Genomic DNA, 25,480 nt, shown 5'->3' on the forward strand with positions numbered 1-25,480 from the left:
GTCTAAAGTGAATGTGGACAGTGTTCACATTCAGTGTTCAGAACGTACACACCCGGCCGGGAGGATGCAATGACTTCACCCGCGCGCGCCTATCATCACGGCCACCTCCGACATGCGCTGATCAGCGAGGGACTGCAGCTCGCCCGGACCGGCGGCCCGGCCGCGGTCACCCTGCGTGAGGTGACCCGCGCCGCCGGCGTCTCACCCAACGCCGCATACCGGCATTTCGCGGATCGCGACACGCTGGTGCGGGCCGTCGCCCGCGAGGCGCAGCTGGCACTCGCCGCCGCGATCACGGCGCGCGTCGAGGCGACGCCGAAGGACCTCTCCGCCGCCGACGCCGCCATCGAGCGGCTGCGCCGCGTCGGCCTCGCGTACATCGACTTCGCGCGCTCCGAGCGCGGCTGGTTCGAGACCGCGTTCTTCACACAGGACACCCACGCCAACGACGGCATCGTGACCCTCGACGACGAGATCGTCGCTCCGTTCCGCCTCCTCATGGACACGCTCGATGCGATGGTCGACGCCGGCGCCCTCGCACCCGACCGGCGCCCGTACGCCGAGTGGGCATGCTGGTCGGCCGTCCATGGCTTCGCCGACATCGCCGTGCACGGCCCGGTCCGGTGGCAGCCCGCGCCGGTCATCGATGCCCTCGCAGCCTCTGTCGTGGAGTCGGCGATCACCGGCGTACGGGGAACACCCGACGCCCCGCCCGCCGGCTGACCCCACAGCCCGACAGGGGCCTCTTGCCGATGTCGGAGCGTGCGGCCAGACTCGCACCGACGGAGGGAGCTGACATGTCAGGATCGGGAACGGCCGACGACCCGTGGCAGCTGAAGACAGCACCGGGGACGAGCGATTACACGATGTACCGCGATGAGGCGGCCGACCCGCCGGCGCTGGTGTGCCAGGTGGGATCGACGACGCTCAAGTACCACCTGAGCGCGATCGACGACCTCGCGGCGTGGCTGCGCGAGCAGGGCGACTGGGTGCCGCTCGGCGCGGCCGACGAGCAGAAGCCGGCCGCCGACGGGACCGTCGAGGCGTGGGGCCGCGACGAGGGCAACCCCGTCGGCGGCTGGTACGGACTGCGCAAGGGCTACCGCGGGAGGTTCGGCATGTACCTGCCGCCGCTGCTCGAAGAACTCGGTCTCGCCGAAGTCACGCACGAGAAGCGCAACAACAGCGTCCGCGCCGTGTGAGCGGGGCCGCCGACCCGGGACGCGGGGCTCCTAGACTTTCGGCCATGCCGCCCTCGCCGGAAGCGTCCACGCTCGCTCGCCCGTCGATGGCGGGGCGCGGGCTGGCGTGGATCGCCGACTACGTCTACGCCGGTCGCCGGCAGCTCGCGGTGCTGTCGCTGCCGTGGGCGATCGGGCAGCCCCGGCCCGTCCCCCGCGCGTGGCGCCGCGGCGACCCTGCACTCCCCGAGGTGTACCTCGTGCCCGGCGTGTACGAACACTGGACGTTCCTGCGCCCGCTCGGCGATGCCCTCGCCGCCGCGGGTCACCGCGTTTCCGTGGTCCATGGCCTCGGCGTGAACCGGCGGGCGATCCCCGCCACCGCCGACCGCCTCGCCGAGGTGCTCGCGCACACCCCGGCTCCCACCGCCGGGCGCGTGCTCGTGGCACATAGCAAGGGCGGACTCATCGGCAAGCACCTCCTCGTCTCCTCTGGGGCCGCAGCGCGCGCCGCGGCTGAGGCCGCCGCGGGCGGCGACCCGGCAGAGGCGGCGGCCGCAGCATCCGATCACGGCAGGCCACTGGGCCTCATCGGACTCATCGCGGTCGCGACGCCGTTCGGCGGGTCGAAGCTCGCCCGCCTGTTCGTGGTGCCGAGCATCCGCGCGTTCCGGCCGAAAGACGAGACGATCCTCACCCTCGGACGCGAGACGTCGGTCAACGGCCGCATCGTGTCGGTGTTCGGGCCGTGGGACCCTCACATCCCCGAGGGCAGCGCGCTCGACGGTGCGACGAACATCGCGGTGCCGACGTCGGGCCACTTCCGGGTACTCGGTGCGCGCTCCACTGAGCGCGCCGTGCTCGACGGCATCGCCGTGCTCACCGGCGCGGATTCCCCGGCCGAGTAGCCCGGCTCAGACCGCCGGCCGGTGCGGCCACCAGTCCGGGAGCAGCGCGAGGTAGATGCGCAGGAAGTCCTCCACACGCGGAGACGGATGCTGCAGCCACCCGTCGATGATCCCCACCGTGCCGTCCGCCAGGAACCGGGCGGCGGCGTCCGACACACTCGCCGGCGACGCCCCCGCGACGGCGACGGGGATCTCGACGCGACCGCGTTCCAGGAGTGTCTCGGTCGTGCCGCGGAAGTGCCGGCTCAGCATCGCGTGGAGCGCTCCCCCGCCGCCGGCCAGCTCGCGGCGGTAGATGTCGACGTGCCGCAGGATGTGGTCGAGCACCCCTTCGGTGACGGTCGCGACGGCGGTCGCAGCATCCGCCCGGTCCTTCATCAGCTCGTCGCGCAGCACGTCGAGCTCGGCCGTGAGCGCGGCCTCGACGAGCGACTCGGGTGAGTCGGCGTGCTCGTAGAACGTCGAGCGGTGCACGCCCGCCGCATCGGCGAGCTGCGTGACCGTCAGGCTCGAGATCGGCCGGTCCGCGGCGAGCGCCAGCGCCGCGGCATACAGGCGATCACGACTGCGCCGCTTGCGGGGGTCCATCGCGCCTCCGGAATTCTTTTCGACAGGTGTAGGTTAACCCATGCATAACCGACAAATGTCGGAGAAGTGATCGGCGCCACCCGATGACGCCGCCAATGGAGGTAATCATGGCCACGTATGACGTCGCGGAGCGTTCCGCCATCGTCACGGGCGCAGGATCCGGCATCGGCCGGGCGGTCGCCCTCACCCTCGCCGCGAGCGGCGCCGCAGTGCTCGTCGCGGACGTGCGGCAGGAGGCCGCGGACGCGGTCGTCGCCGAGATCACGGGCGCCGGCGGCACGGCCGCCGCGTTCGTCGGCGACGTGTCGGACCCGGCCGTCGGCCAGGCGGCCGTCGACGCGGCGGAGGCGCTCGCGCCCCTTCGCATCGCGATCAACAACGCCGGCATCGGCGGCGCGGCCGCACCGATCGGCGAGTACCCGATCGACTCGTGGCAGAAGGTCATCGAGATCAATCTGAACGCGGTGTTCTACGGCACGCGCGCGCAGGCCCCCGCGATCGCGAAGAACGGCGGCGGCTCGATCGTCAACATCTCGTCGGTGCTGGGCTCGGTCGGCATCCCGATGTCGTCGGCGTACGTCGCAGCCAAGCACGGCGTCGTCGGCCTCACGAAGAACGCGGCCCTCGAGTACGGCACGCAGGGCGTGCGCGTGAACGCGGTCGGCCCCGGCTTCATCCACACGCCGCTCGTCGACGCGAACCTCGACGCCGACGCGCAGGCCGGTCTCGCCGCCAAGCACGCGCTCGGCCGTCTCGGCGACCCGCAGGAGGTCGCGAACCTCGTCGTCTTCCTCGCCTCGGACGCCGCCACCTTCGTCAGCGGCAGCTACCACCTCGTCGACGGCGGCTACGCCGCGCAGTAGCATCCGTCGTCCGTCTCCGGACCAGCGGCCCGCGTGCACCCGAAGCGCGCGGGCCGCTTCCCGTCTCCGCGCGAGGTCTACCGCTGCGGCGGGGTCCAGACGAGCGTGTGCCCGGTGGCGGTGAAGGTCTCGTTGCCGGCGAGCTTGCCGGTCGTGGTCGACTCGAGCACGAACCCGAGCGCCTCGTAGAAGTCGCGCGCGGCGTTGCCGTCGAGCACCTCGAGCTCGACGCGTCCGCCCGAGCGGGCGATGAAGTGCTCGACGAGCGCGCGGCCGATCCCGCGGCGGTACCGGCCCGGATCGACGTAGATCCAGGTGATCTCGCCGCCCTCGGGACCGACGCTGCCGGCGATGAACCCGGCGACGGTGCCGTCGTCCTCAGCCACCCACACCTCGTCGTCGAAGAGGCCCTCATTCTCGTAGGTGTCGGCGAGGTCGAGGTATGCGTCGAGAAGGCCGGCACCGCGAAGCTCGTCGAGCCGGGCGGCGTCGTGGATGCGCTGGAGGTCGTCCCAGTCGCGGGATTCATAGGGACGGATGCTGAGACTCACGGTGCCTCCTGGGGCACCGGCGCGGTGCCGCGCCAGGCGGCGAGCACCTCGACGTGACGCAGCAGGAACGCCCGCTCATCGAGCCGTTTGCGCCGCAGCCACCCGGTGACCTCGTCGTTGCTCTTGCTCGCATTGCACGAGCGGCACGCGGGCACGACGTTCTCGAACGTGTAGCGGCCGCCGCGCGAGATCGGCAGCACGCAGTCCTTCTGGAACGGGCCCGCCGTCATGCCGCAGTACGCGCACGCCGCCCATGCCTCGACGAGCGCCTCCCACTCGTCGGGCGTCAGATCGTTGTCGGCGGCCGCCACCCGGCGCGCGCGGCGCCTGGCCGCGCGGGCACGCCTGGACTGACTCACCGCCATGCTCGGAGCCTATTGCCCGGATCAGGCGACGGCGTCGGGCACGCCGTCGAGGAGCTTCTCGATCGTCGTGATCACGCCGTGCTCGAGGTTCGACGGCGCGCGGTAGCGCGCCCGCGACGCCACGTCGGGGTGCGCGTTGGCCATCGCGAACGACAGGGACGCGGCATCCATCATCTCGAGGTCGTTGAGGTAGTCGCCGAACACCGCCGTCTGCGCGGGCGTGATGCCCGTCGCCGCCTGTAGGCGCCGGAGCGCGACGCCCTTGTTGACGTCCTGGTTCATGACGTCGATCCAGTGCGCGCCCGACACGACGACCTGGTGGGTCGCGCGGAGGTCCTCGAGCGACGGCGCGGTGGCCGCAGCGTCCGCGAAGTCGAAGATCGCGACCTTGAGGATCTGGTCGTCGACCGCGAGCAGGTCGGGCACGATCTCGAGGCGCGCGTAGTACTTCTCGGCCTCAGGGAGGAAGGCGTCGTCGGCGCGCTCGATGTAGGCGGACCGCTTGCCGCAGACCACGACCCCGAGGTCGCGGCCTTCCGCGGCGAGCGCGCGCAGGCGCGTGACGAGCGACGCCGTGAACGAGGCATCCAACGCGTCCGAACTGATCTCGGTGTCGCCCTCGACGACGTACGCACCGTTCTCGGCGATGAACACCATGTGGTCGAGATGGTCGGCGAAGGCGCGCTGCAGCGTGGCGAGCTGACGCCCGCTCGCCGGCGCGAAGCGGACGCCGCTGTCGTGCAGGCGGTCGAGCAGCGGCCAGAGGGCGTCGGGGATGCGGCCGTGGCCGTCGAGCAGGGTGCCGTCCATGTCGACGGCGATCAGGCGAAGGTCGGGCGAGGGGAAGGGCATGGTGCTTCAACCCTACGTTCGCGCGCACACGGCACGGGCTGCCCGAGGCTTCACATGAACGGGGCTCGGATGGTGAGAAACACGTAACCAATGCGCGCAGCGACGCGGGTACCTTTGGGGAGGTGACCGCTCCCGTCGATGCCACCACCACGTCCGCCTGGGCCGAGCTCAGCTCGATCCGCGACTCGTTCGCCCCCGATCTGCGCGACTGGTTCGCCATCGATCCGCGCCGCGCCGAGCGCCTGAGCTTCGAGCTCGCCGACCTCCACGTCGACCTGTCGAAGAACCTCGTGACCGACGAGATCCTCGCGGCGCTCGTGAAGCTCGCCGAAGAGACCGGCGTCGCCGAGCGCTACGCCGCGATGCTCGCCGGCGAGCACATCAACACCACCGAGGACCGCGCGGTGCTGCACACCGCGCTCCGCCGCCCGGCAGGCGCCACCCCGGCCCTGGTCGTCGACGGCCAGGACATCGACGCCGACGTGCAGTCGGTGCTCTCGGCCATGACCGCGTTCGCCGACCGTGTGCGCTCGGGCGAATTCGCGGGCGTGACCGGCAAGAAGGTCACGCACATCGTCAACATCGGCATCGGCGGCTCCGACCTCGGCCCGGTCATGATCTCGGCGGCGCTCGAGCCGTACGCGACGGCGGGCATCGAGGCGCGGTTCGTGTCGAACATCGACCCGTTCGACATCGCGAACAAGACGAAGGACCTCGACCCCGAGACCACCCTCTTCATCGTCGCGTCGAAGACCTTCACGACGCTCGAGACGCTGACCAACGCGCGCCTCGCGCGCGACTGGCTGTGGGCCGGCCTCACCGCGTCGGATGCGATCGACGGCTCGGACGAGGCGAAGACGGATGCTGTCGCCCACCACTTCGTCGCCGTCTCGACCGCGCTCGACAAGGTGTCGGCGTTCGGCATCGACACCGATAACGCGTTCGGGTTCTGGGACTGGGTCGGCGGCCGCTACTCCGTGGACTCGGCCATCGGCCTCTCGCTCATGATCGAGCTCGGCCCCGACGTGTTCCGCGAGCTGCTCGCGGGCTTCCACGCCGTCGACGAGCACGTCGCGAACACGCCGCTCGAGCGCAACGTGCCGGTGCTGATGGGCCTCCTCAACGTCTGGTACTCGAACTTCCTCGGCGCCCAGTCGCACGCGGTGCTCCCCTACGCCCAGCAGCTCTCGCGCTTCGCCGCGTACCTGCAGCAGCTGACGATGGAGTCCAACGGCAAGTCGGTCCGCTGGGACGGATCGCCGGTCACGACCGACACCGGCGAGGTGTTCTGGGGCGAGCCCGGCACCAACGGCCAGCACGCGTTCTACCAGCTGATCCACCAGGGCACGCGCCTGATCCCCGCCGACTTCATCGCGTTCGCGAACCCCGCGTACGCGCTCGAAGACGGCGGCCGCGACGTGCACGGACTGTTCCTGTCGAACTTCCTCGCGCAGACCAAGGCCCTCGCATTCGGCAAGACCGCCGAAGAGGTCGAGGCCGAGGGCACCACCGGAGCGCTCGTCGCCGCACGCACGTTCGCGGGCAACAAGCCGACGACGTCGATCTTCGCGCCGGCGCTCACCCCCGCGGTGCTCGGGCAGCTCGTCGCGCTGTACGAGCACATCACCTTCACGCAGGGCGTCATCTGGGGCGTGAACTCGTTCGACCAGTGGGGCGTCGAGCTCGGCAAGCAGCTGGCCCTGCAGATCGCGCCGGCGATCGAGGGCGACGCGGACGCGATCGCGGCGCAGGATGCCTCGACCCGCGCCCTCCTCGCCTACTACGCGGCCCACCGCAAGTAACGCGCACGGCGGCCCGGCGCACCACGCCGGGCCGCAGCATCCGATCTCCCGTCCGCCGCGCTCCAGGCCTACGACCGGAGGCGAGTCGCCAGGCGGGTCGCGGTCATGTACGCGATGGCCTCGATCGAGATCATCGGGTTGACGCCGGACGCCGTCGGGAAGGTCGAGGCGTCGGCGACGACGAGGTTGGGAACCTCCCACGTGGCGCCGTCCGGGTCGACCGCACTCGTGGCCGCGGAGCCGCCCATTCGGGCCGAGCCCATGATGTGCAGGGCCGCCATCGAGCACCGGCCGGGGCCGTAGCCTGCGGCCGCGCAGCGGGCGATGAACGCATCGAGGGGTTCGCCGGTGGAGCGGGTCCATTCGATGCCGGCCTGGTGCCCCGAGAACATCCGCAGCGCGCCGGCCGCCTCGAGGATGCGGGAGGCGCCGGCGACGCCCGCCTGGACCCGGGAGGCGTCGCGGTCCGACAGGAGGTAGTGCATCGTCGGCTCACCGGACTTGTCGACGCGCACCTCGCCCGAGTCCTGGTCGCGGGTGATCACGCCGACGCTCGAGTAGTGCGCGAGGCGCTTCATCACGTCGAGGTGCGCCTGCGCGCCCCGCCACGACTGGAACGCGACCGAGAGGCCCGGGTTCGCCGCAGCCGTCTCGTACACGGCGCCGTAGCCCGAGCCGTCGACGTCGGCGTGCTCGGCGGAGTAGCGCGCCTGCATGGCGCCCTCCCACGGGCGCACCTCCTCGTCGAACTCGGCCCACACGGCGGTTGCGGGGTGCAACCGCAGGTGCTTGCCGATGTTCGGGTTCTCGAGGCCCGAGCGGCGCAGGAGCGCCGGCGTCTGCACGCTGCCGCCCGCCGCCACGACGGCGCGGGCCCGCACCGTGACGGTGTGGCCGGCGGCGGTGCGGCCGGTGACCCCGGTCGCGCGTCCCGCCGCGGTCTCGACCGTGCGCACGTCGACGCCGGTGTACAGGCGCGCACCGGCGGTCTCGGCATCCGCCAGCCAGGTCTTCGTGACCGACTGCTTCGCGCCGATGCGGCACCCGTAGCCGCAGCGGCCGCACTCGAGTCCGGTATCGCAGCCGACGACGTTGCGCTCGAGAGAACCGACATGCCAGCCGAGGCTCGTGAGCCCGCGCTCCATGATGCGGTCGCGCGCCGACGGCTCACTGTACGCGCCGTTGACGCCGAGGCGCGCCCACACCGCATCGAGGGCGGCGTCGTACTCGGGCGTGGTGAACTGCGGCACGCCGTGGGCGGCCCATTCCTCGCGCACGTGGTCGGGGGTGCGGAACGACGTCGAGAAGTTCACGACGGTGCCGCCGCCCAGGCACTGGGCCGACAGGATGCTGAGCTGCCCCTCCGCGGTGGCCGAGGGGCCGGGCGCGTACAGGCGGGCGAGGCCGCCGAGCTCGCTCCCGTCGAAGTCGCGGTCGTCGTAGTACGCGCCCTTCTCGAGCACGATGACGTCGAGCCCCTGCGCCGCGAGCACCGCCGCGGCGGTGCCGCCGCCGGCGCCCGAGCCGACGACGACCACGTCGCAGTCGAGTGACAGGTCCGAGACCGGCGTCTGCGGGTGAAGCGGCGGCGCCGGCGCCTCGGCACGGGGACCCGGCGGGCCCGGGTAGCCCATGGACGCCCACAGCGGCGAGCGCCCGTCGGCGCCCGGGGCGACGTAGTACGACAGCATCGCGGCCGACTTGAGGTTCTGGAACAGCACGCGCTTGAGCGGAACGCGCGAATCCGACAGGGCGATGAGCGCGGCCTCGCGCTTCGCGGCCGGCAGCGCCGAGAACCGGCGCGGCCCGATGCCGAGGAGCACACCGCCGAGGGGCGTGTCCCACAGCGACAGGACGCGGGCGAGGAGCTCCGCCTCTTCCTTGCGCGGATTGGCCTCGAGCATGCCCTCGGCGATCGGGACCGCCCCCAGCCGCGTGGCCGAGGGGATGCCGTTGCCGTCGCCCGGGGCGAAGGTGTCGAAGATGGACTCGAATGTCGCCCGCTGCGCTGCGGTCAACGTCATGGGTGCCTCCAGGTGCGCCGTTGCTCGGGCCAGCATGCCCCATGGACAGGCCGTTCGACAAGGGCTAAGTGAACCGAAATTCACCGCACGCGAACACTTCCACACGTCGTCGCGTCAGTCCGTGTGAGAGATTTCTCATACTCCGATCAGGCCTTTCCCCGAAAAGCGCTCTCACGCTCCGTCCAGGAAACTATCCGCAACCGTCCAGACGCGATGAGGCAGACTCGTGGACTTGTGCGTCCGACCCGAAGGCGCACGGCGCCGATACCCGCGGCGCGAAACCCGAAGGATCGTACGTTCGTCATGCATTCAGAGACCTCACACACGCCTGCCCGCCGCTCACGCCGCCGCTTCTTCGTGCCCGCCATCGCGACCGGAGCCGCCGTCGGCATGCTCCTCACGACCGGCCTCACCCTCGCCTCGCCGGCGCTCGCCGCCGCCGCGCCGCTGGCCGCGTCGGCCATCGCCTCGGCCGCGGCCCCCGAGGCCACCGCCGACTCGTTCCGCGACATCCGCGTCGACGCGCAGGGCACCCTCGTGAGGGCCCGCGTCGCGCTGAGCGACGCAGCCTCCGTCACCACCGACATCGCCACCGCAGGTCTCGACCTGGGCATCGACGACACGTCGGTCGACACCGGCGGCCTCACCCAGGCCGCCGACCGGCTCGCGAAGCTCGACGTCGTTCCGATGCTGCTGGTCCCCGGGCTCACCGCCGACGCGAGCGGCGCCACCGACACGGTGAAGGCCCGCGTCACCGAGCTGCGCGAGCACCTCGACGCCGCCAAGGCGAAGAAGGCGGCCGACGACGCCGCCGCCGCGGCAGCCGCTGCCGCCGCCGAGGCGCAGCGTCAGGCAGAGGAGGCCGCCGCCGCCCTCGCCGCCGCTAACACCCCCGAGGGCGCGAAGGCGACCGCACGCCAGATGGCCGCCTCCCAGTACGGCTGGGGCGACGGCCAGTTCTCGTGCCTCGAGTCGCTGTGGACCAAGGAGTCCAGCTGGAACTTCCAGGCCTACAACGCCGGCAGCGGCGCCACCGGCATCCCCCAGTCGCTCCCCGGCAACAAGATGGCCAGCGCCGGCGCCGACTGGCAGACCAACGCCGCCACCCAGATCGCGTGGGGCCTCGGCTACATCGCCGGGTCGTACGGCACGCCGTGCGCCGCCTGGGGTCACTCGCAGGCCACCGACTGGTACTGATCGGTCAGCTTCTTCAAGAGAGATGGATGCCGCGCCCCGCTGTGGGCGCGGCATCCTCTGCTATGCGGGCTCGGCGGCGTTCCATCGCAGGCGGGCGGGCGCCTCGTCCCACTCCGCCAGCACCGTGTCGGCGGACGCCACCGGGAAGGTCGTGATCAGCCGGCCGTGCACGGCGTAGGCGAGCGCCCACGGGCCTTGCTCGCCGTCGCGGTCGAGCGCCAGCAGCCCGCCCGTCGCGGGTTCGGGCCCGCGCACCGTCGCGCGTGAGACCAGCGAGGTGGCAGCATCCGTCACCCGCGACAGCAAGGTGGACGATCCCTTCCACGGCACGAAGGCGTCGGCGGGGAGGCCGTACGCCGCGGCGAGCGCACCTCCGAGCCAGCGGTCGCGCTTGAGGCCGTACGGTGTCTGGACGGTCGAGAGCAGATAGCCGTAGACGTGCAGCAGGCCGGCGTTGCCGACGGGCCACCGGGCGTCGAGCCCCGCGCGGTCATGCAGCGCGGCGAAGACCTCGGGCGAGATCACCGGGCCGCCGGTGTTCTCGTCGATCACCGTCGACGAGCCCCACGACGCGAACCGCCCGGCCTCGGCGTCGACGTCGATCGCGACGCCGAGCCAGTCGTGCGCGGCGAGCGTGCCGGCGGGATCGTGCCGCGCGCGGCGCGCGGCCTCGTCGAGGTCGTCGAGGGTCGGAATCACGGGAACCCAGCGTAGGCGGTGCCACTTCGGCCGAATTCACGTCGCGTTCACCCTGGGTGGTCATTCCGTCCACACTTCTTGTTCAACATGGACGCTGCGTCCACACCGGTCCCCGACCGCGACGGACGAGAAGGAGTGTTCATGACCCCCACCATCGTCTTCGACTTCGACGGCACCCTCGCGCTCGGCGACGGCCCGATCGCCGCCTTCGCCCGCGCCATCGCGGAGCGCACCGGCGACGCCGCGTTCCCCGCGCGTGCCGAGGCGGCGCTCGCGGCGTTCGCGACCGGCGAGGCCGAGTACCGGGACGGCTACGACGCGGTCACCCGCGTCGCCCGCGCCGAGGGCGTCTCGCCCGAGGTGATCGGCGCGGCGTACGACGCCTCCCGCGCCCTGCTCGGCTCGCCCGATGCCGCCGTCACGGCGCCCGACGAACTCGCGGCGTTCCTCGCCCGCGTCGGCGCCCACGCTCGCCTGCTGCTGGCGACCAACGCCCCCGGCGACGGCGTCACCGCCGTGCTCGAGGAGTGGGGCGTCGCCGAGGTCTTCGACACGCTGCACTTCGCCGTCGGCAAGCCCGACGGGCTCGTGCCCGTGCTGCAGGACGCCCTCGCGCGCGGTCCGGTGCTCGCCGTCGGCGACATCGTCGAGTTCGATCTCGCACCGGCCACGCAGCTCGGCGCCGACACCGCCCTCGTCGGCGCCACCGCCGCGCGGTCCACCGCCGCCGCGACGATGCGCGGGCGCACACTGGCCGATCTGTACCCGCAGATCCAGGCGTGGGCCGAGGCCGCAGCATCCACTCCCGTCCTCTCTTCCTCGTACCAAGAATCCCTCCCGACCGAAAGGCACAACTGACATGCGCAAGCCCCTGCTCATCACCGGCATCGCGGCGTTCGCCGCCCTCGCCCTCGTCGGCTGCAGCAGCAGCTCGACGCCCTCGTCCGCCGGCACCGACGCGGCGACGACCGAATGGCCCGAGTCGATCACGATCTCGCTCGTGCCCTCGGTCGAGGGCGAAGACCTCGCCGAGGCGCTCGACCCGCTGACGACCTATCTCTCGGAGAACCTCGACATCGAGGTCAACGGCGTCGTCGCGACCGACTACGCCGCGACCGTCGAGGCGCTCGGCAGCGACCAGGCGCAGGTCATCATCACCGACGCCGGGTCGCTCTACAACGCCACCGAGCGGTACGACGCCGACCTGATCCTGCGCGACGTGCGCTTCGGCGCCACGTCGTACGCGGCTGTCGCGTACACGAACAACCCCGACAAGTACTGCGACGAGGCGCCGGTCATGGCGACGTACGTGGCCAGCGACATCCAGCTCTCGTACTGCAACGACATCGAGGCCGAGGGCGAGAAGGCCACGGGCTCGGGCGCGGCGTCGCTCGAGGCGCTCGAGAAGATCGACGAGGGCACGCGCGTCGCCCTGCAGGCCGCGACCTCGCCGGCCGGCTACCAGTACCCCGTCGTCGCCATGCGCGAAGCGGGCATCGACACCGACGCCGACATCACCGAGGTGCCGGTCGAGGGCAACAACAACGCCGTGCTCGCCGTGTACAACGGCGACGCCGAGGTCAGCTTCGGCTACTGGGACGCCCGCACCACGGTCACCACCGAGGCGCCGGACGTGGCCGAGAAGGTCGTCGCGTTCGCCTACACCGACATGATCCCCAACGGCGGCGTCGCGGTCTCGAAGAACCTGCCCGCCGACCTGGTCGCCGAGCTCACCGAGCTCATGGCGGGCTACGCCGACTCGTCGGAGGAAGCGGCCACCGTCATGTTCGACCTCGTCGGGCTCTCGGGCTGGACCACCGACACCGCCGACGACGAGATCACCCGCTACGGCGAGATCCTCGCCGTATTCGCGAACTGATCGGACCACGGTGCAGCACACTGAACTGCAGCGCGCGGAGGCCGGGGCTCGCCCCTCGGCCTCCGCGTCGTGGTCGATCCGTCTCGACGACGTGTCGGTGACCTACCCCAACGGCACACGCGCGCTCCGCGGCGTCTCGCTCGACATCGCCGCCGGCGAGATGGTGTCGATCGTCGGGCTGTCGGGGTCGGGCAAGTCGACGCTCATCCGCACGATCAACGGGCTCGTCCCGGCGACCAGCGGCACGGTCACCGTCGGCCCGCACACCGTCACCGGCCTGCGGGGGCACCGGCTCCGGCAGCTTCGCGGCCACATCGGCATGATCTTCCAGGGCTTCAACCTCGCCGACCGCACCAACGTCTACCGCAACGTGCTCGTCGGCCGCTTCGCCCACACGCCCACGTATCGGACGCTCCTCGGCATCACGACCGCGCACGACCGCGACCTCGCCCTGCGGTCGCTGCAGTCGGTCGGCATGCTCGAGAAGGTCTGGACGCGTGCCTCCCAGCTCTCGGGCGGCCAGAAGCAGCGCGTGGCGATCGCCCGAGCCCTCACGCAGGAGCCGAGCGTGATGCTCGCCGACGAGCCGGTCGCGAGCCTCGACCCGCCCACCGCGCACGCCGTCATGAATGACCTGCGCCGGGTGAACGCCGACGAGGGGCTCACGGTGCTCGTCAACATCCACCTGATGGACCTCGCCCGCACCTACACGACGCGCATGATCGGGCTCCGCGACGGCGAACTCGTCTACGACGGCTCGGCCGCCGACGCCACCGAGCACGACTTCGAGACGATCTACGGCCGCCCCATCCAGCCTCAGGATCGGCTGGGCTCGTGAGCACGACCACGATCCCGACCAGGCGCGGGACCGGGCGAGACGCCGTCCCCGCCGAGATCGCGCTGCCGCCCAAGCCCACCACGCGCCTGCGCACCGCGCTCGTCGTCGGCGCGTTCGCGGCGTTCACGATCGCGGCCTGCCTGCCCGCGATCGGCGGCGTGCAGCTCGACTTCGGCGCCCTCATCAGCAACTGGGACAACGGGTCGGGCCTCATGGCGCAGCTGTTCCAGCCCGACTTCTCGTTCCTGCCGCGCACGATCGGGCCGATGATCGAGACGCTGCAGATGGCGCTGGTGGGCGCCGTCGCGGCGGCACTCGTGTCGGTGCCGCTCACCCTGTGGGCGGCGGCGCCGACCAACCCGAACGCGCTGTCGCGCCGCCTCCTCCGCGCCGTCATCAACGTGGTGCGCGCGGTGCCCGACCTCGTCTACGCCACGATCCTCGTGGCGATGGTCGGCGTGGGCGCGCTCCCGGGCCTCTTGACGCTGTTCCTCTTCGACATCGGCATCATCGTGAAGCTCGTGTCGGAGGCGATCGACTCGTCCGACCACTCCTATATGGAGGCCGGGCGCGCCGCCGGCGGCTCGCAGACGCAGATCAACCGGGTCACCGCGCTCCCGCAGTCGTGGCCGCTGTTCGCGAACCAGTGGCTGTACACGCTCGAACTCAACGTGCGCATCTCGGCGATCCTCGGCATCGTCGGCGCCGGCGGCATCGGGCGGCTCCTCGACGAGCGCCGCGCGTTCTACGCCTACGACGACGTCGCGGTGATCGTGCTCGAGATCCTCGTGGTCGTCGTGCTCATCGAGATCGCGTCGAACCTGCTGCGGAGGCGCCTGGTATGACCACCTCGTTCACCAGGGTCGTGCCACCGCGCCCCTCGCGCCTCGTCCCCACGCTCACCGCGGTGGTCGTCGGCGTCATCGTGCTGTTCGCCGTCGTCGGGCTGCCGATCGACTGGAGCGACCTCGCGTCGGTGCCGGCGCAGATCTGGCACTATTGCGTGCTCATGTTCGAGAACCCGAACTGGGAGAAGCTCCCCCGCGCCCTGTTCGAGATGTGGCGGTCGATCTCGATGGCGTGGATCGGGGCGATCCTGTGCGTCCTCGCGGCGGTGCCCCTCGGCATGCTCGCGGCCCGCGGGGTGGGACCGGTATGGATCCGGATGCCTCTGCGCGGGGTCTTCGCGGTGATCCGGGCTGTTCCCGAAGTGATCATCGCGCTGATCCTCCTCACGATCACGGGCCTCACGCCGTTCACCGGCGCACTGGCGCTCGGCATCGCGGGCATCGGCACCCAGGGCAAGTGGACCTACGAGACCGTCGAGTCGGTGCAGGAGGGCGCCTCCGAGGCGGTCCGCGCCGCCGGCGGCAGCACGTCGGAGGTCGCCCGCTGGGCGCTGTGGCCCGCGGCCGCACCGGCCTTCATGTCGTTCGCGCTGTACCGCTTCGAGATCAACATCCGCACGTCGGCGGTGCTCGGACTCGTCGGCGCCGGCGGAATCGGCAGCATGCTCGCGAACTACACCAACTACCGCGAGTGGGATACCGTCGGGATGCTGCTGATCGTGGTCGTCGTGGCGACGATGACGATGGACGCGATCTCGGGCGCGATCCGGCGACGCATCACCCAGGGCGCGCGCCCGCCGCGGAGCACCGCGAGGACGCGCCCCGCCCCCACCCCGACGCCCCAAGGAACGAGGAGCCGCGATGTGGACCGGGTCGCCTGACGCACCGCCGACCGCGCGCATCGCGATGCTCGCGCCCTCGCTTCAGCCGAGCGAGCGCCGCGTCGCCGACGCGATCGCCGGCGACATCGAGGCGAGCATCGAGCGCACCGCCCAGGAGGTCGCCGACCTCGTCGGCGTCGGCCGGGCGACGGTGATCCGCACCGCCCAATCGCTCGGCTACGACGGCTATCCGCAGTTGCGCGTCGCCCTCACGCGCGAAGTCGCGATCGGCGTGCCGGTGGCGGGTGACGCGGCCGACGAGACGATGGTCGGCACCCTCCGCGGCGCCTTCGACCGCTTCGCTGCACGGCTCGGGAACACCGTCTCGGCGGTGACCGAAGAGAGCCTCGAGCAGTTCGTCGGCGTGCTCGACGACGCGCCGCGCCTGCTCGTCGCAGCCAACGGCCTGTCGTCGCCGCTCGGCCTCGACCTCGCGATGCGGCTGGTGTCGGCGGGTCGCCCCGCCGAGTACCTGCCCGACACCCTCGGCCAGCAGATCGCGGCGACGCAGCTCGGTCCGGGTTCGGCGTGCCTCGTGCTGACGGGGTCGGGCGCCAACCGCGCGTCGATCGATGTCATGACCGCGGCGCGCGCGAGCGGCGCGACCGTGCTCGCGATCACCTACTTCCCGCGGTCGGCCGCGGCGGCGCTCGCCGACATCGCCCTCGTCGTCGCCCCGATCGAGGGCTCGTTCCGCGACGAGCTCGTGCACACCTCCCGCGCCGCGCTCATGCTCTTCACCGAGTCGGTGGTCGGCCTCCTGGTCGCACGTCGGGGTGCCCGCGCGCAGGCGGCGCAGTCGGCGACGCTCGCCGTGATCAGCGGGTCGATCTCGGAGCACTCCGCCGGCTGAGCTCCGCGGCGGGGATCATCCGCCTCGGAGCACGGCACGGTCAGTTCGTGGGGAACGGGTTCGGGTCGATCGCCCACGCGGTGACGGCGACCGTCGCCCCCTCCACGATGTCGAGGTCGATCGGCCACGACCCGCGCACCATGCCGGCCGTCGGCGCCGCGTAGACGGTCTTGGTCACCAGCGCGCCGTGCGGCGAGGCCGCATCCCACCCGAGGTACGTCACGGCGTAGCCGCCGGCAGGCACCTCGATGCGCTGCGCACCGGGATCCTGCGCCATGAACGACCCGCCCTGCTCGACTGTCACGTCGAGCAAGTGGGCGTTCTGGTCACCGAACGCGACGTCGGGATAGCCCTCGATCACGCAGGGCTCGTCCGAGAAGTTCATGAGCCGGATCGGCATGCCGCGATGGCCGGTAGCTGCGTCGGGCTCCCCCTTGAGCACTGTCGCCTTCTCGGGGGTGCACCAGTTCGGCTCGAGCGCGACGGATGCCACGTCCGCCGTCTCCGGCACCGGCTCGCCCTGCGCGCCCGGGTCGGGCGGCGCTCCGAAGCTCGTCTGCGCGTCGATCGCGCGCTGCGCCTCGACCTGCGCGGCGATGTCGGCGCGTTCGGCGGCCTCTCCCGCGAGCCCGCCGGCGACCAGCGCGACGATCGCCGCCGCCGCGGCAGCCACGAGCCGGCCGCGACGCCGCGGCGGCTCGGCCCCAGCTGTGTCCGACGATGACCGTGCGATGCGGGCGGCGATGAGCCCCGGCATCCATCCGATCACGAGTCCCCAGAGCGCGCCCGCCGCGGCGGTCGCGCCGAACTCGCCGGTCAGCAGGCCCCGCGCGCCGAACATCGCGAGCGAGTCCCACGTGTCGACGAGGTCGAGCGCGAGTCCGACCGTCGCGCCGGCGGCGACTGTCGCGAACCACGCGCCGAGGAGTCCGCGCGCGACGAGCTGCGCGTACAGCGTGTGGCAGACGACGATGGCGAGTGCACTCAGCGCCAGGCCGACGGTCGTCCAGGCGCCGGGCCAGCCCCACAGGCCGAGGGGCACGACGTCGGGCACGAGCGTGCCGAGCTGCGCAGCCCCGCCCTGGATCTGGCGGAACGCGCCGCGGACGCCGGCGATGAGGAGCCAGAGCACCCCCGCCACGAGACCTGGGACGAATGCTGCCCACGTGGGGCGGGAGGCGCGCGAGGGAGTGCTCATCACCTCACATACTGACGGATGCCGCGACCCGGCCGCAGCCGCGGGTCGCGGCATCCATCCCCCTAGGCGTGGGTGTGCGCGCCCGGGCCGTACAGCTCCGCGACCTTCTGCGAGGTGAACCAGCCGTCGAAGGTGTCGGACTTCGGCCAGCCCTCGGGCGAGTCCTGCCATTCCTCCTGCCGGCCGTACGGGAGCACGTCCATGAGCGGGAAGGTGTGGCTCAGCTGCTCGGTGCCGCGGCCGTTCGTGTGCCACGTGCGATACACCGTGTCGCCGTCGCGGAGGAAGACGTTGACGGCGAACCCGCCGCCGGCCGGGGCGTCGACGTCGGCGCCGAAGCTGCTGCCGGCCGTCGAGAACCAGTCCATGCGGTTGCCGGTGCGCTCCTTGTACTCGAGCGCCTCATCGATCGGGCCCTGCGTCACGATGACGAACCGGGCGTCGTACGCGTCGAGGAAGTCGAGGCGCGTGAACTGCGATGTGTAACCCGTGCAGCCCGGGCAGTGCCACGCCTTCCCCTCGAACCACATGTGGTTGTAGACGATGAGCTGCGACTTGCCCTCGAACACGTCGACGAGGCGCACCGGGCCGTACTCCCCCATCAGCGTGTAGTCGGGCAGCTCGACCATCGGCAGCCGCCGGCGCTGGGCCGCGATGGCATCGAGTTCGCGCGTCGCCGCCTTCTCGCGCACGCGCAGCTCGTCGAGCTCGCGGCGCCACGTCTCGGCATCGACGACGGGCGGAAGGGCGTGAGGGGTCGTGCTCTGCATCGGAACCTCCGAGTGTCGGTTGCGTATGTTGACACTGTACACATCTGGATGCCGCGGTCAAGGGCCTTGCCCGCACCCGCGGTCAGCGTCGTGATCGGCCGCGCACCACCGCCGTAGGGTGGCGTGCATGGGCTGGAAGACGACCGCGTCGCGCACCGTGTACGAGAACCGGTGGATCCGGGTGCGCGAGGACGACGTGGTCGGCCCGCACGGCGCGGGCATCTACGGCGTCGTCGACATGCGGCATCCCGCTGTCTTCGTCGTCGCGCTCGACGAGGACGACCGCGTGTGCCTCATCTCCCTCCCCCGCTATGCCACCGGCGAGATGTCGCTCGAGGTACCCGCCGGCGGATCCGACGGTGAGGATGCACTCGTCGCGGCGCAGCGCGAGCTCGCGGAGGAGACCGGGTACGCGGCATCCCGATGGACGCCGCTCGGCCGCATGAACGCCCTCAACGGCATCGCGAACGCCCCCGAGCACGTCTATCTCGCGCAGGGCCTGCAGCGCGTGACCGATGCCGCGCGCTCGCAAGGCGAAGAGGGCATCGACGAGGTGCGGTGGATGCCGTTCGCCGACGTCCTCGCCCTCGTCGCAGCGGGCAGGATCACCGACGGCGAGACGATCGCCGCACTCGCGTTCGCCGGGATCCACCTCGGCAGATTCCGCTGAGTCCGCCTTCCGAGGAGCCCGCCGAAGGGGACCGTGAGGCTCCCAGGAAACTGATCACGAAAACATAACGGCGGACTCTTGCCAGCGTTATCTGGCCGTTATAGAGTGCTGGCACGGTAGTTGTTTTGCTGTGGCAGCTACCGGCATGTGATTGCAGGACACTCTTGGTGCAAGGGACAAGGGCCGGTCGGTAGCCTCTCCGACCGGCCCTTCACTTTTGCCTTGCGACCAGGCCGTCTCCGCTTTCCGCCCTCGCATCGGCGATGCCTCTCCGACGGGCTGGCGCCCGGCAACGTAGGCAAGTCTGGGAAGATCACGAAAAGATCACAGAAAACCCTTGCTCAGCGTTACCTCACCGTTATAGAGTGCTCGCACGGTAGTTGTTTTGCTGTGGCAGCTACCGACATGTGATTGCAGGACACTCTTGGTGCAAGGGACAAGGGCCGGTCGGTAGCCTCTCCGACCGGCCCTTACTCTTGCCCTCTGCGCTAGTGGTTCACCGCCTTCTCGGCGCCGATGCCGGTGAGCGAGCGCACCTCCATCTCGGACTGCTTCTTCGGGTCTTCCGGCGTCTTGTCGAGCACGCTCACGATCCAGCCCAGGAAGAAGGCGAGCGGGATCGAGACGATGCCCGGGTTCGACAGCGGGAACCACGCGAAGTCGATCGCGTCGGTCTTGAGCATCGACGTCTCGGAACCCGAGACCACCGGCGAGAACACGATGAGCAGGATCGCCGAGGCGAGGCCGCCGTACATGCTCCACAGCGCGCCCTTGGTGGTGAATCGCTTCCAGAACAGCGAGTAGACGATCGTCGGCAGGTTGGCCGATGCCGCGACGGCGAACGCGAGCGCCACCAGGAACGCGACGTTCTGCCCGTTTGCGCCGATGCCGCCGATGATCGCGACGATGCCGATGATGACCACCGTGCGGCGCGCGACCTTGACCTCCGCGCCCGGCTCGGGCTTGCCCTTCTTCACGACCGACGCGTAGATGTCGTGCGCGAACGACGCGGCCGCGGTGATCGTGAGGCCGGCGACGACCGCGAGGATCGTCGCGAACGCGATCGCCGAGATGAGACCGAGCAGCAGTGGTCCCCCGAGCGAGAACGCGAGGAGCGGCGCCGCCGAGTTCGGGCCGCCGGGCGCAGCCGCGATGACCGCGGGGCCGACGAGGGCTGCCGCACCGTAGCCGAGCACCAGCGTGAACACGTAGAAGATGCCGATGAGCCAGATCGCCCACACCACCGACTTGCGCGCCTCCTTGGCGGTCGGCACGGTGTAGAAGCGCATCAGCACGTGCGGCAGGGCCGCGGTGCCGAGCACCAGCGCGAGGCCGAGCGACAGGAAGTCGATCTTCGAGGTGTCGGACACGCCGTACTTGAGGCCCGGGTCGAGGATCGCCGGGTTCTCGGCGACGGCCACGGCCTTGTCGAGCAGCGCCGAGAAGTCGAAGCCGTTGAGCGCGAGCACCCACACGGTCATGACGCCGGCGCCCGCGATGAGCAGGACGGCCTTGATGATCTGCACCCACGTGGTGCCCTTCATGCCGCCGATGAGCACGTAGAGGATCATGAGCGCGCCGACCACCGTGATGACGACGGCCTGGCCGAGCTGGTCGCCGATGCCGAGCAGCAGCGACACCAGGCCACCGGCGCCCGCCATCTGCGCGAGCAGGTAGAAGAAGCACACCACGAGGGTCGTGGTCGCCGCCGCGATGCGCACCGGGCGCTGCTTGAGACGGAACGACAGCACATCGGCCATCGTGAACTTGCCGGTGTTGCGCAGCAGCTCGGCCACGAGCAGCAGCGCGACGAGCCACGCGACGAGGAAGCCGATCGAGTACAGGAACCCGTCGTAGCCGGTCATCGCGATCGCGCCGACGATGCCGAGGAACGACGCCGCCGACAGGTAGTCGCCGGCGATCGCCGAGCCGTTCTGGCCGCCGGTGAACGAGCGCCCCGCGGCGTAGTAGTCGGCGGCGGTCTTATTGTTGCGGCTGGCGCGGAACACGATCACCATCGTGACCGCGACGAACGCGCCGAAGATGGCGATGTTGAGCCAGGGCTCGCCGGGCGACGTGGTCGCCGCTTCCATGAAGCCGCGCATCAGCGTGCCCCTTCCTTCTCGAACTTGCCGGTCTCGATCTCGTCGCGGATCTCGCCCGCGAGTGGGTCGAGCCGCTTGTTGGCGTAGTGGACGTACCAGGTGGTCACGGCGAAGGTCGTGACGACCTGCGCCATGCCGAGGACCATCGCGACGTTGACGCTGCCGAACACCCGGGTCGACATGAAGTCGTGGGCGTAGCTCGCGAGCAGCACGTACGCGAGGTACCAGGCCAGGCACGCGCCCAGCACGGGGAAGACGAAGCTCCGATGGGTGCGCCGGAGCTTCTGGAATTCGGGGGATGCTTGCACCGCGCCGTAGTCGACCTCATCGAGGTTCGTCGTGGCGCTGGGGGCCTCGTTGCCCATGGCGTCTCTCCTTCGAGGGGATCGGCGCGCCCGTCGGCCGCGCCGCTGCGTTGACAGTGCGACCATGCTCGTCCTCGCGCGGAGCAGCCGCAGGCGTGCGCCGTTCGTCGTCGGTGAGCGGTGTCGACGGTGCGACGAACGGCGGCCGGGTCACGACGAACGACGACTACGCTGGCCGCATGCCCGAGTCGATGCTGCTCGCCGCTGCCGCCGGCGTCCTCGCCGGGGCTCTTGCGGTCGGCGTGGTCATTCTGCTCCGGCGCATCGTGGTGGCGTCGAAAGACCTCGGCACCGACGTCGAACAGGCGACGTACCAGACCCTCCATCTCGCGAGCCGCGCCGCCACGCACCTGCGCGGCGGCATCGCCGAGGGCGACGCGACGCGCGCCGGACGCCACCTCAGAGCCCTCCTGGGGTGCGAGACGCTCGCGCTCGTCGACGCCGCCGGCACCGTGACCGTCGAGGGCGACGACGCCGTCCGCGAGGTCGCCGGGCGGCTGGCCGCCGAGGCCCTCACGTCGCGTCGCCCACAGATGCAGCGTCGTGCCCGCATCGGCGAACAGGAGACGGATGCCGTGGCCGCACCGATCATCGCCGCAGGGGCGCCCGCCGGGGCCATCGTCGCGTTCGCGCCGCGCGTGCGGGCAGGGCTCGTGCGCGCGACCGGCGAGGTGGCGGACTGGGTCGCGGCCCAGGTGGAGCTCGGCGAGCTCGACGCCTCACGGGCCGCGCTCGCCGAGGCCGAGGTGCGGGCGCTGCGCGCCCAGATCAGCCCGCACTTCATCTACAACTCGCTCAACGCGATCGCCTCGTTCATCAACACCGACCCGGCGAAGGCGCGCGACCTGGTTCTCGAATTCGCGGACTTCACGAGGTACTCGTTCCGCCGGCACGGCGACTTCACCACGGTCGCCGAAGAGCTCCGCTCGATCGACAGCTACCTCGAGCTCGAGCGGGCGCGGTTCGGCGATCGCCTGAAAGTGACGCTCCAGGTCGCCCCCGAGGTGCTCTCGACGGTGGTGCCGTTCCTGTCGATCCAGCCCCTCGTCGAGAACGCGGTGCGCCACGGGCTCGAGGGCAAGGAGGGTGGCGGACGCATCACGATCGAAGCCTCCGACCAGGGCGCGTTCGCCGAGATCAGCGTCGAGGACGACGGCGTCGGCATCGACCCGGTCGTGCTCGAGCGCGCCCTCGCCGGCGGCGCGCCGGGCGCGCACGTGGGACTGCGCAACGTCGACGCGCGGCTGCGGCAGGTCTACGGCGACGAGCACGGACTCGTCGTCGAGACCAACGTCGGCTCCGGCACGCTGGTGCGGATGAGGGTGCCGAAGTCGCAGCCCGGCCGGGTCGCGGCATCCACCGGTCCCGTCCGTGCGACGGCGACCCTCGAGCGCCCCGAGCGGAGGCGCGAACCGTGATCTCGGTGCTCATCGCCGACGACGAGCAGCCGGCGATCGACGAGCTCGCGTTCCTGCTCGGCCAGGATCCGCGCATCGGCGTCATCCACCAGGCGTCGTCGGGCGCCGAGGCGATCCGGCTGCTCACGCGCGAGAGCGTCGACGCCGCGTTCCTCGACATCCACATGCCGGGCCTCAGCGGGTTCGATCTCGCCCGCGCCCTGCAGCGCTTCGAGCGCCGGCCGGCCCTCGTGTTCGTCACCGCCGACGAAGAGAGCGCGCTCGAGGCCTTCGACCTGGCGGCGGTCGACTACCTGCTGAAGCCCGTGCGCACGGAGCGGCTGCACCGCTCGGTCACGCGCGTCATCGAGGCGATGAAAGCGCAGGCTGCGCCGATGACGGATGCTGCGACCGCCGCTCAGGCGGAGCGCATCGCCGTCACGCTCGGCGGGACGACGCGCATGATCCGCCGCGACGAGGTGCGCTACGTGCAGGCCCAGGGCGACTACGCGCGGCTGCACACCGAGGAGGCGAGCTACCTCGTGCGGGTGCCGATGTCGGATCTCGAGCGCCAATGGGCCGACGCGTTCGTGCGCATCCACCGCTCGTACCTCGTCGCGATCCCGCACCTCGCGCGCCTCCGGCTGGGCGGCGACCACCCGAGCGTCACGGTCGGCGGCGCCGAGCTGCCGGTGAGCCGGCGGTGCCTGCCGGCGCTCCGCGAGAGGCTCGAGTCGACCACGATCAGGCCCCGCACATGACCCCGGCGGAAGCCGGCCCCCCGGACGCGCCGACGCCCGCCCGGGGCCGGGTGCGCGTGACTGCGCCGCACGCGGGCTCGGCCGCAGCATCCGTCCGCTCCGCATCGCTGCAGGCAGACGGAGGGCCCACGAGCGACATCGCCGGCGTGTACGTACGCTCGCTCATCCGCTCGCAGCTGCGGCTCGGGATCGTGTTCGCGCTGGGCTTCGCTGTCGCCACCGCGCTGTTCGTGCTCGCGATCACGCTGGTGCCCCAGCTCGATGCGACGTTCGTGCTCGGTGTGCCGCTGTCGTGGCTGCTGCTGGGGGTCGGCGTCTACCCGCTCGCCATCACGATCGGCGCGCTCTACGTGCGCGCGGCCTCGCGCAACGAGGCGCGGTACCGGGCGCTCGCGGAGGACGAGTGAACGCCGCCATCGGCTACGTCGCGATCGCCGCCGTCGCCGTGGCGTCGGCGCTCATCGGCTTCTACGGCCTGCGGGTCTCGCGCACCACGAGCGACTTCTACGTGGCGAGCCGCACCGTGCGTCCGTGGTGGAACGCGTCGGCCATCGGCGGCGAGTACCTGTCGGCGGCGTCGTTCCTGGGGATCGCCGGCCTCATCCTGCTCACGGGATCGTCGGCGCTGTGGTTCCCGATCGGGTACACCGCCGGCTACCTCATGCTGCTGCTGTTCGTGGCCGCGCCGCTGCGCCGCTCGGGCGCGTACACGATCCCGGACTTCACCGAGGCCCGGCTCGAGTCGCTGTGGGCGCGCCGCGTCACGAGCACGCTCGTGATCGTCATCGGCTGGTTCTACATCGTGCCGCAGCTGCAGGGCGCGGCGCTCACCGTGCGCATCACCACGGGCCTTCCCGCGTGGGTGGGGTCGGTCGCCGTCGCCGTGATCGTGGCGGTGATCGTCGCGGCGGGCGGCATGCGCTCGATCACGTTCGTGCAGGCGTTCCAGTTCTGGCTGAAGCTCACGGCGCTCGCGATCCCGGTGGTCGCGATCCTGCTGCTCGCCGGCGACGTGCAGCCCGCGCTGCCGCCGGTCGAGGCGTTCCCGCCGAGCGCCGGGCCGGGCGACCTCCAGGTCTACCGCACGGTGTCGCTCATGGTGGCGCTGCTGCTCGGCACGCTCGGACTCCCCCACGTGCTCGTGCGGTTCTACACGAACCCCGACGGCGTCGCCGCGCGCCGTACGACCGTCATCGTGCTCGTGCTGCTGTCGGTGTTCTATCTGTTCCCCACGGCGTTCGGATTCCTGGGCCGCGCGTTCGCCCCCGACCTCGCCGGCTCGGGCGACGCCGACGCGCTCATCCTGCTGCTGCCCGGCCGCCTCGTTCCCGGCCCCCTGGGCGACGTGCTCACGGCGCTCGTCATCGCGGGGGCGTTCGCCGCGTTCCTCTCGACGTCGTCGGGCCTGGTCGTCTCACTCGCGGGCGTGATCAGCCAGGACCTGCTGGGCGGCAGCGTGCGCGGCTTCCGCATCGCGGCGGTGCTGTCGTCGTTCGTCCCGCTGGTCGTGGCGCTCGCCACCGAGCCGGCGGGACTGGCCGGCAGCGTCGGGCTCGTGTTCGCCTTCACCGCGTCGACGCTGTGCCCCGTGCTCCTCCTGGGCATCTGGTGGCGCGGGCTCACGGCCCGCGGGGCGATCGCCGGCATGCTCACCGGCGCGGTGCTCTCGGGTCTCGCGATCCTCGGCGGCGGGCTCGTCGGGCCCGCGCTCACCACCCTGCGCCCGTTCCTCGAGCAGCCGGCCGCGTGGACCGTGCCCGTCGCCGTGGTGGTGACCGTCGTCGTCTCGCTCGGCGATCGCCGCAGCATCCCGAAGGGGACGGACCGGTTCCTCACGCGACTGCACGTGCCCGAACCGACTGCGCCGGCCGGACGCGAAGCCTGA

General features: G+C 71.4%; 27 protein-coding genes. 17 read left to right on the plus strand and 10 right to left on the minus strand.

Annotated elements, in window-relative coordinates:
* Positions 1–69: 69 nt before the first annotated feature.
* From ACFC1I_RS11125 to ACFC1I_RS11135, 3 genes are all read left to right on the plus strand, one after another.
* The gene (locus tag ACFC1I_RS11125; protein ID WP_376008922.1) at positions 70–723 is read left to right on the plus strand and encodes a TetR/AcrR family transcriptional regulator; all 654 of its coding nucleotides are present in this window, start codon (positions 70–72) and stop codon (positions 721–723) included.
* Between the two features lie 74 nt (positions 724–797).
* Positions 798–1,202, plus strand: a complete 405-nt coding sequence (locus ACFC1I_RS11130) for a DUF6855 family protein (RefSeq protein ID WP_376008924.1) — start codon at positions 798–800, stop codon at positions 1,200–1,202.
* Positions 1,203–1,246: 44 nt separating this feature from the next.
* On the plus strand, positions 1,247–2,089 hold the full coding sequence (locus ACFC1I_RS11135) for an esterase/lipase family protein (RefSeq protein ID WP_376008927.1): 843 nt from the start codon (positions 1,247–1,249) through the stop codon (positions 2,087–2,089).
* 6 nt (positions 2,090–2,095) lie between these two features.
* Here ACFC1I_RS11135 and ACFC1I_RS11140 read toward each other — a convergent pair whose 3' ends face one another.
* Positions 2,096–2,677: a TetR/AcrR family transcriptional regulator gene (locus ACFC1I_RS11140; RefSeq protein ID WP_376008930.1), complete on the minus strand. Its 582-nt coding sequence runs from the start codon at positions 2,675–2,677 to the stop codon at positions 2,096–2,098.
* 107 nt (positions 2,678–2,784) lie between these two features.
* Between ACFC1I_RS11140 and ACFC1I_RS11145 the strand changes: the two genes are divergently transcribed.
* On the plus strand, positions 2,785–3,540 hold the full coding sequence (locus tag ACFC1I_RS11145; protein WP_376008933.1) for an SDR family NAD(P)-dependent oxidoreductase: 756 nt from the start codon (positions 2,785–2,787) through the stop codon (positions 3,538–3,540).
* A gap of 77 nt (positions 3,541–3,617) precedes the next feature.
* Here the strand turns inward: ACFC1I_RS11145 and ACFC1I_RS11150 are convergent, their stop codons facing one another.
* From ACFC1I_RS11150 to ACFC1I_RS11160, 3 genes are read right to left on the minus strand one after another with little or no spacing between them, the layout of a single operon-like run.
* A complete protein-coding gene (locus ACFC1I_RS11150) occupies positions 3,618–4,091 on the minus strand; it encodes a GNAT family N-acetyltransferase (RefSeq protein WP_376008935.1) in 474 nt (157 codons plus the stop codon).
* Positions 4,088–4,456 (minus strand): HNH endonuclease, encoded by a 369-nt coding sequence (locus ACFC1I_RS11155; protein WP_376008938.1) that lies wholly within the window; start codon positions 4,454–4,456, stop codon positions 4,088–4,090. The genes ACFC1I_RS11150 and ACFC1I_RS11155 overlap by 4 nt, the downstream gene beginning before the upstream one ends.
* A 21-nt stretch (positions 4,457–4,477) precedes the next feature.
* Complete coding sequence (locus tag ACFC1I_RS11160; protein ID WP_376008941.1) at positions 4,478–5,308, minus strand: Cof-type HAD-IIB family hydrolase; 831 nt, start codon at positions 5,306–5,308, stop codon at positions 4,478–4,480.
* A 122-nt stretch (positions 5,309–5,430) separates the two neighbouring features.
* On the opposite strand from ACFC1I_RS11160, the gene pgi reads away from it, so the two are divergent.
* Positions 5,431–7,110 carry a glucose-6-phosphate isomerase gene (pgi, locus tag ACFC1I_RS11165; RefSeq protein WP_376008943.1) on the plus strand — a complete coding sequence of 560 codons (1,680 nt, stop codon included), beginning with the start codon at positions 5,431–5,433 and terminating at the stop codon, positions 7,108–7,110.
* A gap of 68 nt (positions 7,111–7,178) precedes the next feature.
* Here the strand turns inward: pgi and ACFC1I_RS11170 are convergent, their stop codons facing one another.
* Positions 7,179–9,134 (minus strand): GMC family oxidoreductase N-terminal domain-containing protein, encoded by a 1,956-nt coding sequence (locus ACFC1I_RS11170; RefSeq protein ID WP_376008946.1) that lies wholly within the window; start codon positions 9,132–9,134, stop codon positions 7,179–7,181.
* Positions 9,135–9,437: 303 nt separating this feature from the next.
* Here ACFC1I_RS11170 and ACFC1I_RS11175 point away from each other — a divergent pair, with 303 nt between their 5' ends.
* Complete coding sequence (locus ACFC1I_RS11175; RefSeq protein WP_376008948.1) at positions 9,438–10,331, plus strand: phospholipase; 894 nt, start codon at positions 9,438–9,440, stop codon at positions 10,329–10,331.
* Positions 10,332–10,391: 60 nt separating this feature from the next.
* On the opposite strand, the gene ACFC1I_RS11180 is transcribed toward ACFC1I_RS11175, so the two are convergent.
* On the minus strand, positions 10,392–11,030 hold the full coding sequence (locus ACFC1I_RS11180; protein ID WP_376008951.1) for an amino acid deaminase: 639 nt from the start codon (positions 11,028–11,030) through the stop codon (positions 10,392–10,394).
* A gap of 141 nt (positions 11,031–11,171) precedes the next feature.
* Here ACFC1I_RS11180 and ACFC1I_RS11185 point away from each other — a divergent pair, with 141 nt between their 5' ends.
* Genes ACFC1I_RS11185 through ACFC1I_RS11210 form a run of 6 tightly spaced genes read left to right on the plus strand, consistent with a single transcriptional unit; the run spans position 11,172 to position 16,329 of the window.
* Positions 11,172–11,888, plus strand: a complete 717-nt coding sequence (locus ACFC1I_RS11185) for an HAD family hydrolase (protein WP_376008954.1) — start codon at positions 11,172–11,174, stop codon at positions 11,886–11,888.
* A gap of 1 nt (position 11,889) precedes the next feature.
* Positions 11,890–12,909 (plus strand): phosphate/phosphite/phosphonate ABC transporter substrate-binding protein, encoded by a 1,020-nt coding sequence (gene phnD / locus ACFC1I_RS11190; protein WP_376008957.1) that lies wholly within the window; start codon positions 11,890–11,892, stop codon positions 12,907–12,909.
* 10 nt (positions 12,910–12,919) lie between these two features.
* The gene (phnC, locus tag ACFC1I_RS11195) at positions 12,920–13,747 is read left to right on the plus strand and encodes a phosphonate ABC transporter ATP-binding protein (RefSeq protein WP_376008960.1); all 828 of its coding nucleotides are present in this window, start codon (positions 12,920–12,922) and stop codon (positions 13,745–13,747) included.
* Positions 13,744–14,592 carry a phosphonate ABC transporter, permease protein PhnE gene (gene phnE, locus ACFC1I_RS11200; RefSeq protein ID WP_376008963.1) on the plus strand — a complete coding sequence of 283 codons (849 nt, stop codon included), beginning with the start codon at positions 13,744–13,746 and terminating at the stop codon, positions 14,590–14,592. Before phnC ends, phnE (ACFC1I_RS11200) begins: the two co-directional genes overlap by 4 nt.
* Entirely contained in the window at positions 14,589–15,476 is an 888-nt protein-coding gene (gene phnE, locus ACFC1I_RS11205) for a phosphonate ABC transporter, permease protein PhnE (RefSeq protein WP_376008966.1), read from the plus strand. The genes phnE (ACFC1I_RS11200) and phnE (ACFC1I_RS11205) overlap by 4 nt, the downstream gene beginning before the upstream one ends.
* Positions 15,457–16,329, plus strand: coding sequence for a MurR/RpiR family transcriptional regulator (locus ACFC1I_RS11210; RefSeq protein WP_376008968.1), 873 nt, complete (start codon positions 15,457–15,459; stop codon positions 16,327–16,329). The genes phnE (ACFC1I_RS11205) and ACFC1I_RS11210 overlap by 20 nt, the downstream gene beginning before the upstream one ends.
* A gap of 40 nt (positions 16,330–16,369) precedes the next feature.
* On the opposite strand, the gene ACFC1I_RS11215 is transcribed toward ACFC1I_RS11210, so the two are convergent.
* Together ACFC1I_RS11215 and ACFC1I_RS11220 are read right to left on the minus strand one after the other, a co-directional pair.
* The gene (locus tag ACFC1I_RS11215) at positions 16,370–17,527 is read right to left on the minus strand and encodes a DUF4232 domain-containing protein (RefSeq protein WP_376008971.1); all 1,158 of its coding nucleotides are present in this window, start codon (positions 17,525–17,527) and stop codon (positions 16,370–16,372) included.
* 62 nt (positions 17,528–17,589) lie between these two features.
* Positions 17,590–18,297, minus strand: coding sequence for a DUF899 domain-containing protein (locus ACFC1I_RS11220; protein ID WP_376008973.1), 708 nt, complete (start codon positions 18,295–18,297; stop codon positions 17,590–17,592).
* Between the two features lie 127 nt (positions 18,298–18,424).
* On the opposite strand from ACFC1I_RS11220, the gene ACFC1I_RS11225 reads away from it, so the two are divergent.
* The gene (locus ACFC1I_RS11225; RefSeq protein WP_376008976.1) at positions 18,425–18,967 is read left to right on the plus strand and encodes an NUDIX domain-containing protein; all 543 of its coding nucleotides are present in this window, start codon (positions 18,425–18,427) and stop codon (positions 18,965–18,967) included.
* Positions 18,968–19,455: 488 nt separating this feature from the next.
* Here ACFC1I_RS11225 and ACFC1I_RS11230 read toward each other — a convergent pair whose 3' ends face one another.
* A complete protein-coding gene (locus ACFC1I_RS11230) occupies positions 19,456–21,072 on the minus strand; it encodes a cation acetate symporter (protein ID WP_376008979.1) in 1,617 nt (538 codons plus the stop codon).
* The gene (locus ACFC1I_RS11235; RefSeq protein ID WP_376008982.1) at positions 21,072–21,437 is read right to left on the minus strand and encodes a DUF485 domain-containing protein; all 366 of its coding nucleotides are present in this window, start codon (positions 21,435–21,437) and stop codon (positions 21,072–21,074) included. Before ACFC1I_RS11235 ends, ACFC1I_RS11230 begins: the two co-directional genes overlap by 1 nt.
* A 179-nt stretch (positions 21,438–21,616) precedes the next feature.
* Here ACFC1I_RS11235 and ACFC1I_RS11240 point away from each other — a divergent pair, with 179 nt between their 5' ends.
* The 4 genes from ACFC1I_RS11240 to ACFC1I_RS11255 are packed head-to-tail and all read left to right on the plus strand — an operon-like array spanning position 21,617 to position 25,480.
* Complete coding sequence (locus ACFC1I_RS11240; protein WP_376009370.1) at positions 21,617–22,855, plus strand: sensor histidine kinase; 1,239 nt, start codon at positions 21,617–21,619, stop codon at positions 22,853–22,855.
* The gene (locus ACFC1I_RS11245; RefSeq protein WP_376008984.1) at positions 22,852–23,595 is read left to right on the plus strand and encodes a LytR/AlgR family response regulator transcription factor; all 744 of its coding nucleotides are present in this window, start codon (positions 22,852–22,854) and stop codon (positions 23,593–23,595) included. Before ACFC1I_RS11240 ends, ACFC1I_RS11245 begins: the two co-directional genes overlap by 4 nt.
* The gene (locus ACFC1I_RS11250) at positions 23,592–24,002 is read left to right on the plus strand and encodes a hypothetical protein (protein ID WP_376008987.1); all 411 of its coding nucleotides are present in this window, start codon (positions 23,592–23,594) and stop codon (positions 24,000–24,002) included. The genes ACFC1I_RS11245 and ACFC1I_RS11250 overlap by 4 nt, the downstream gene beginning before the upstream one ends.
* On the plus strand, positions 23,999–25,480 hold the full coding sequence (locus ACFC1I_RS11255) for a cation acetate symporter (RefSeq protein ID WP_376008989.1): 1,482 nt from the start codon (positions 23,999–24,001) through the stop codon (positions 25,478–25,480). Before ACFC1I_RS11250 ends, ACFC1I_RS11255 begins: the two co-directional genes overlap by 4 nt.

Origin of the sequence: Microbacterium sp. NPDC056044 (assembly GCF_042267145.1) — a bacterium.
GTDB lineage: Bacteria > Actinomycetota > Actinomycetes > Actinomycetales > Microbacteriaceae > Microbacterium.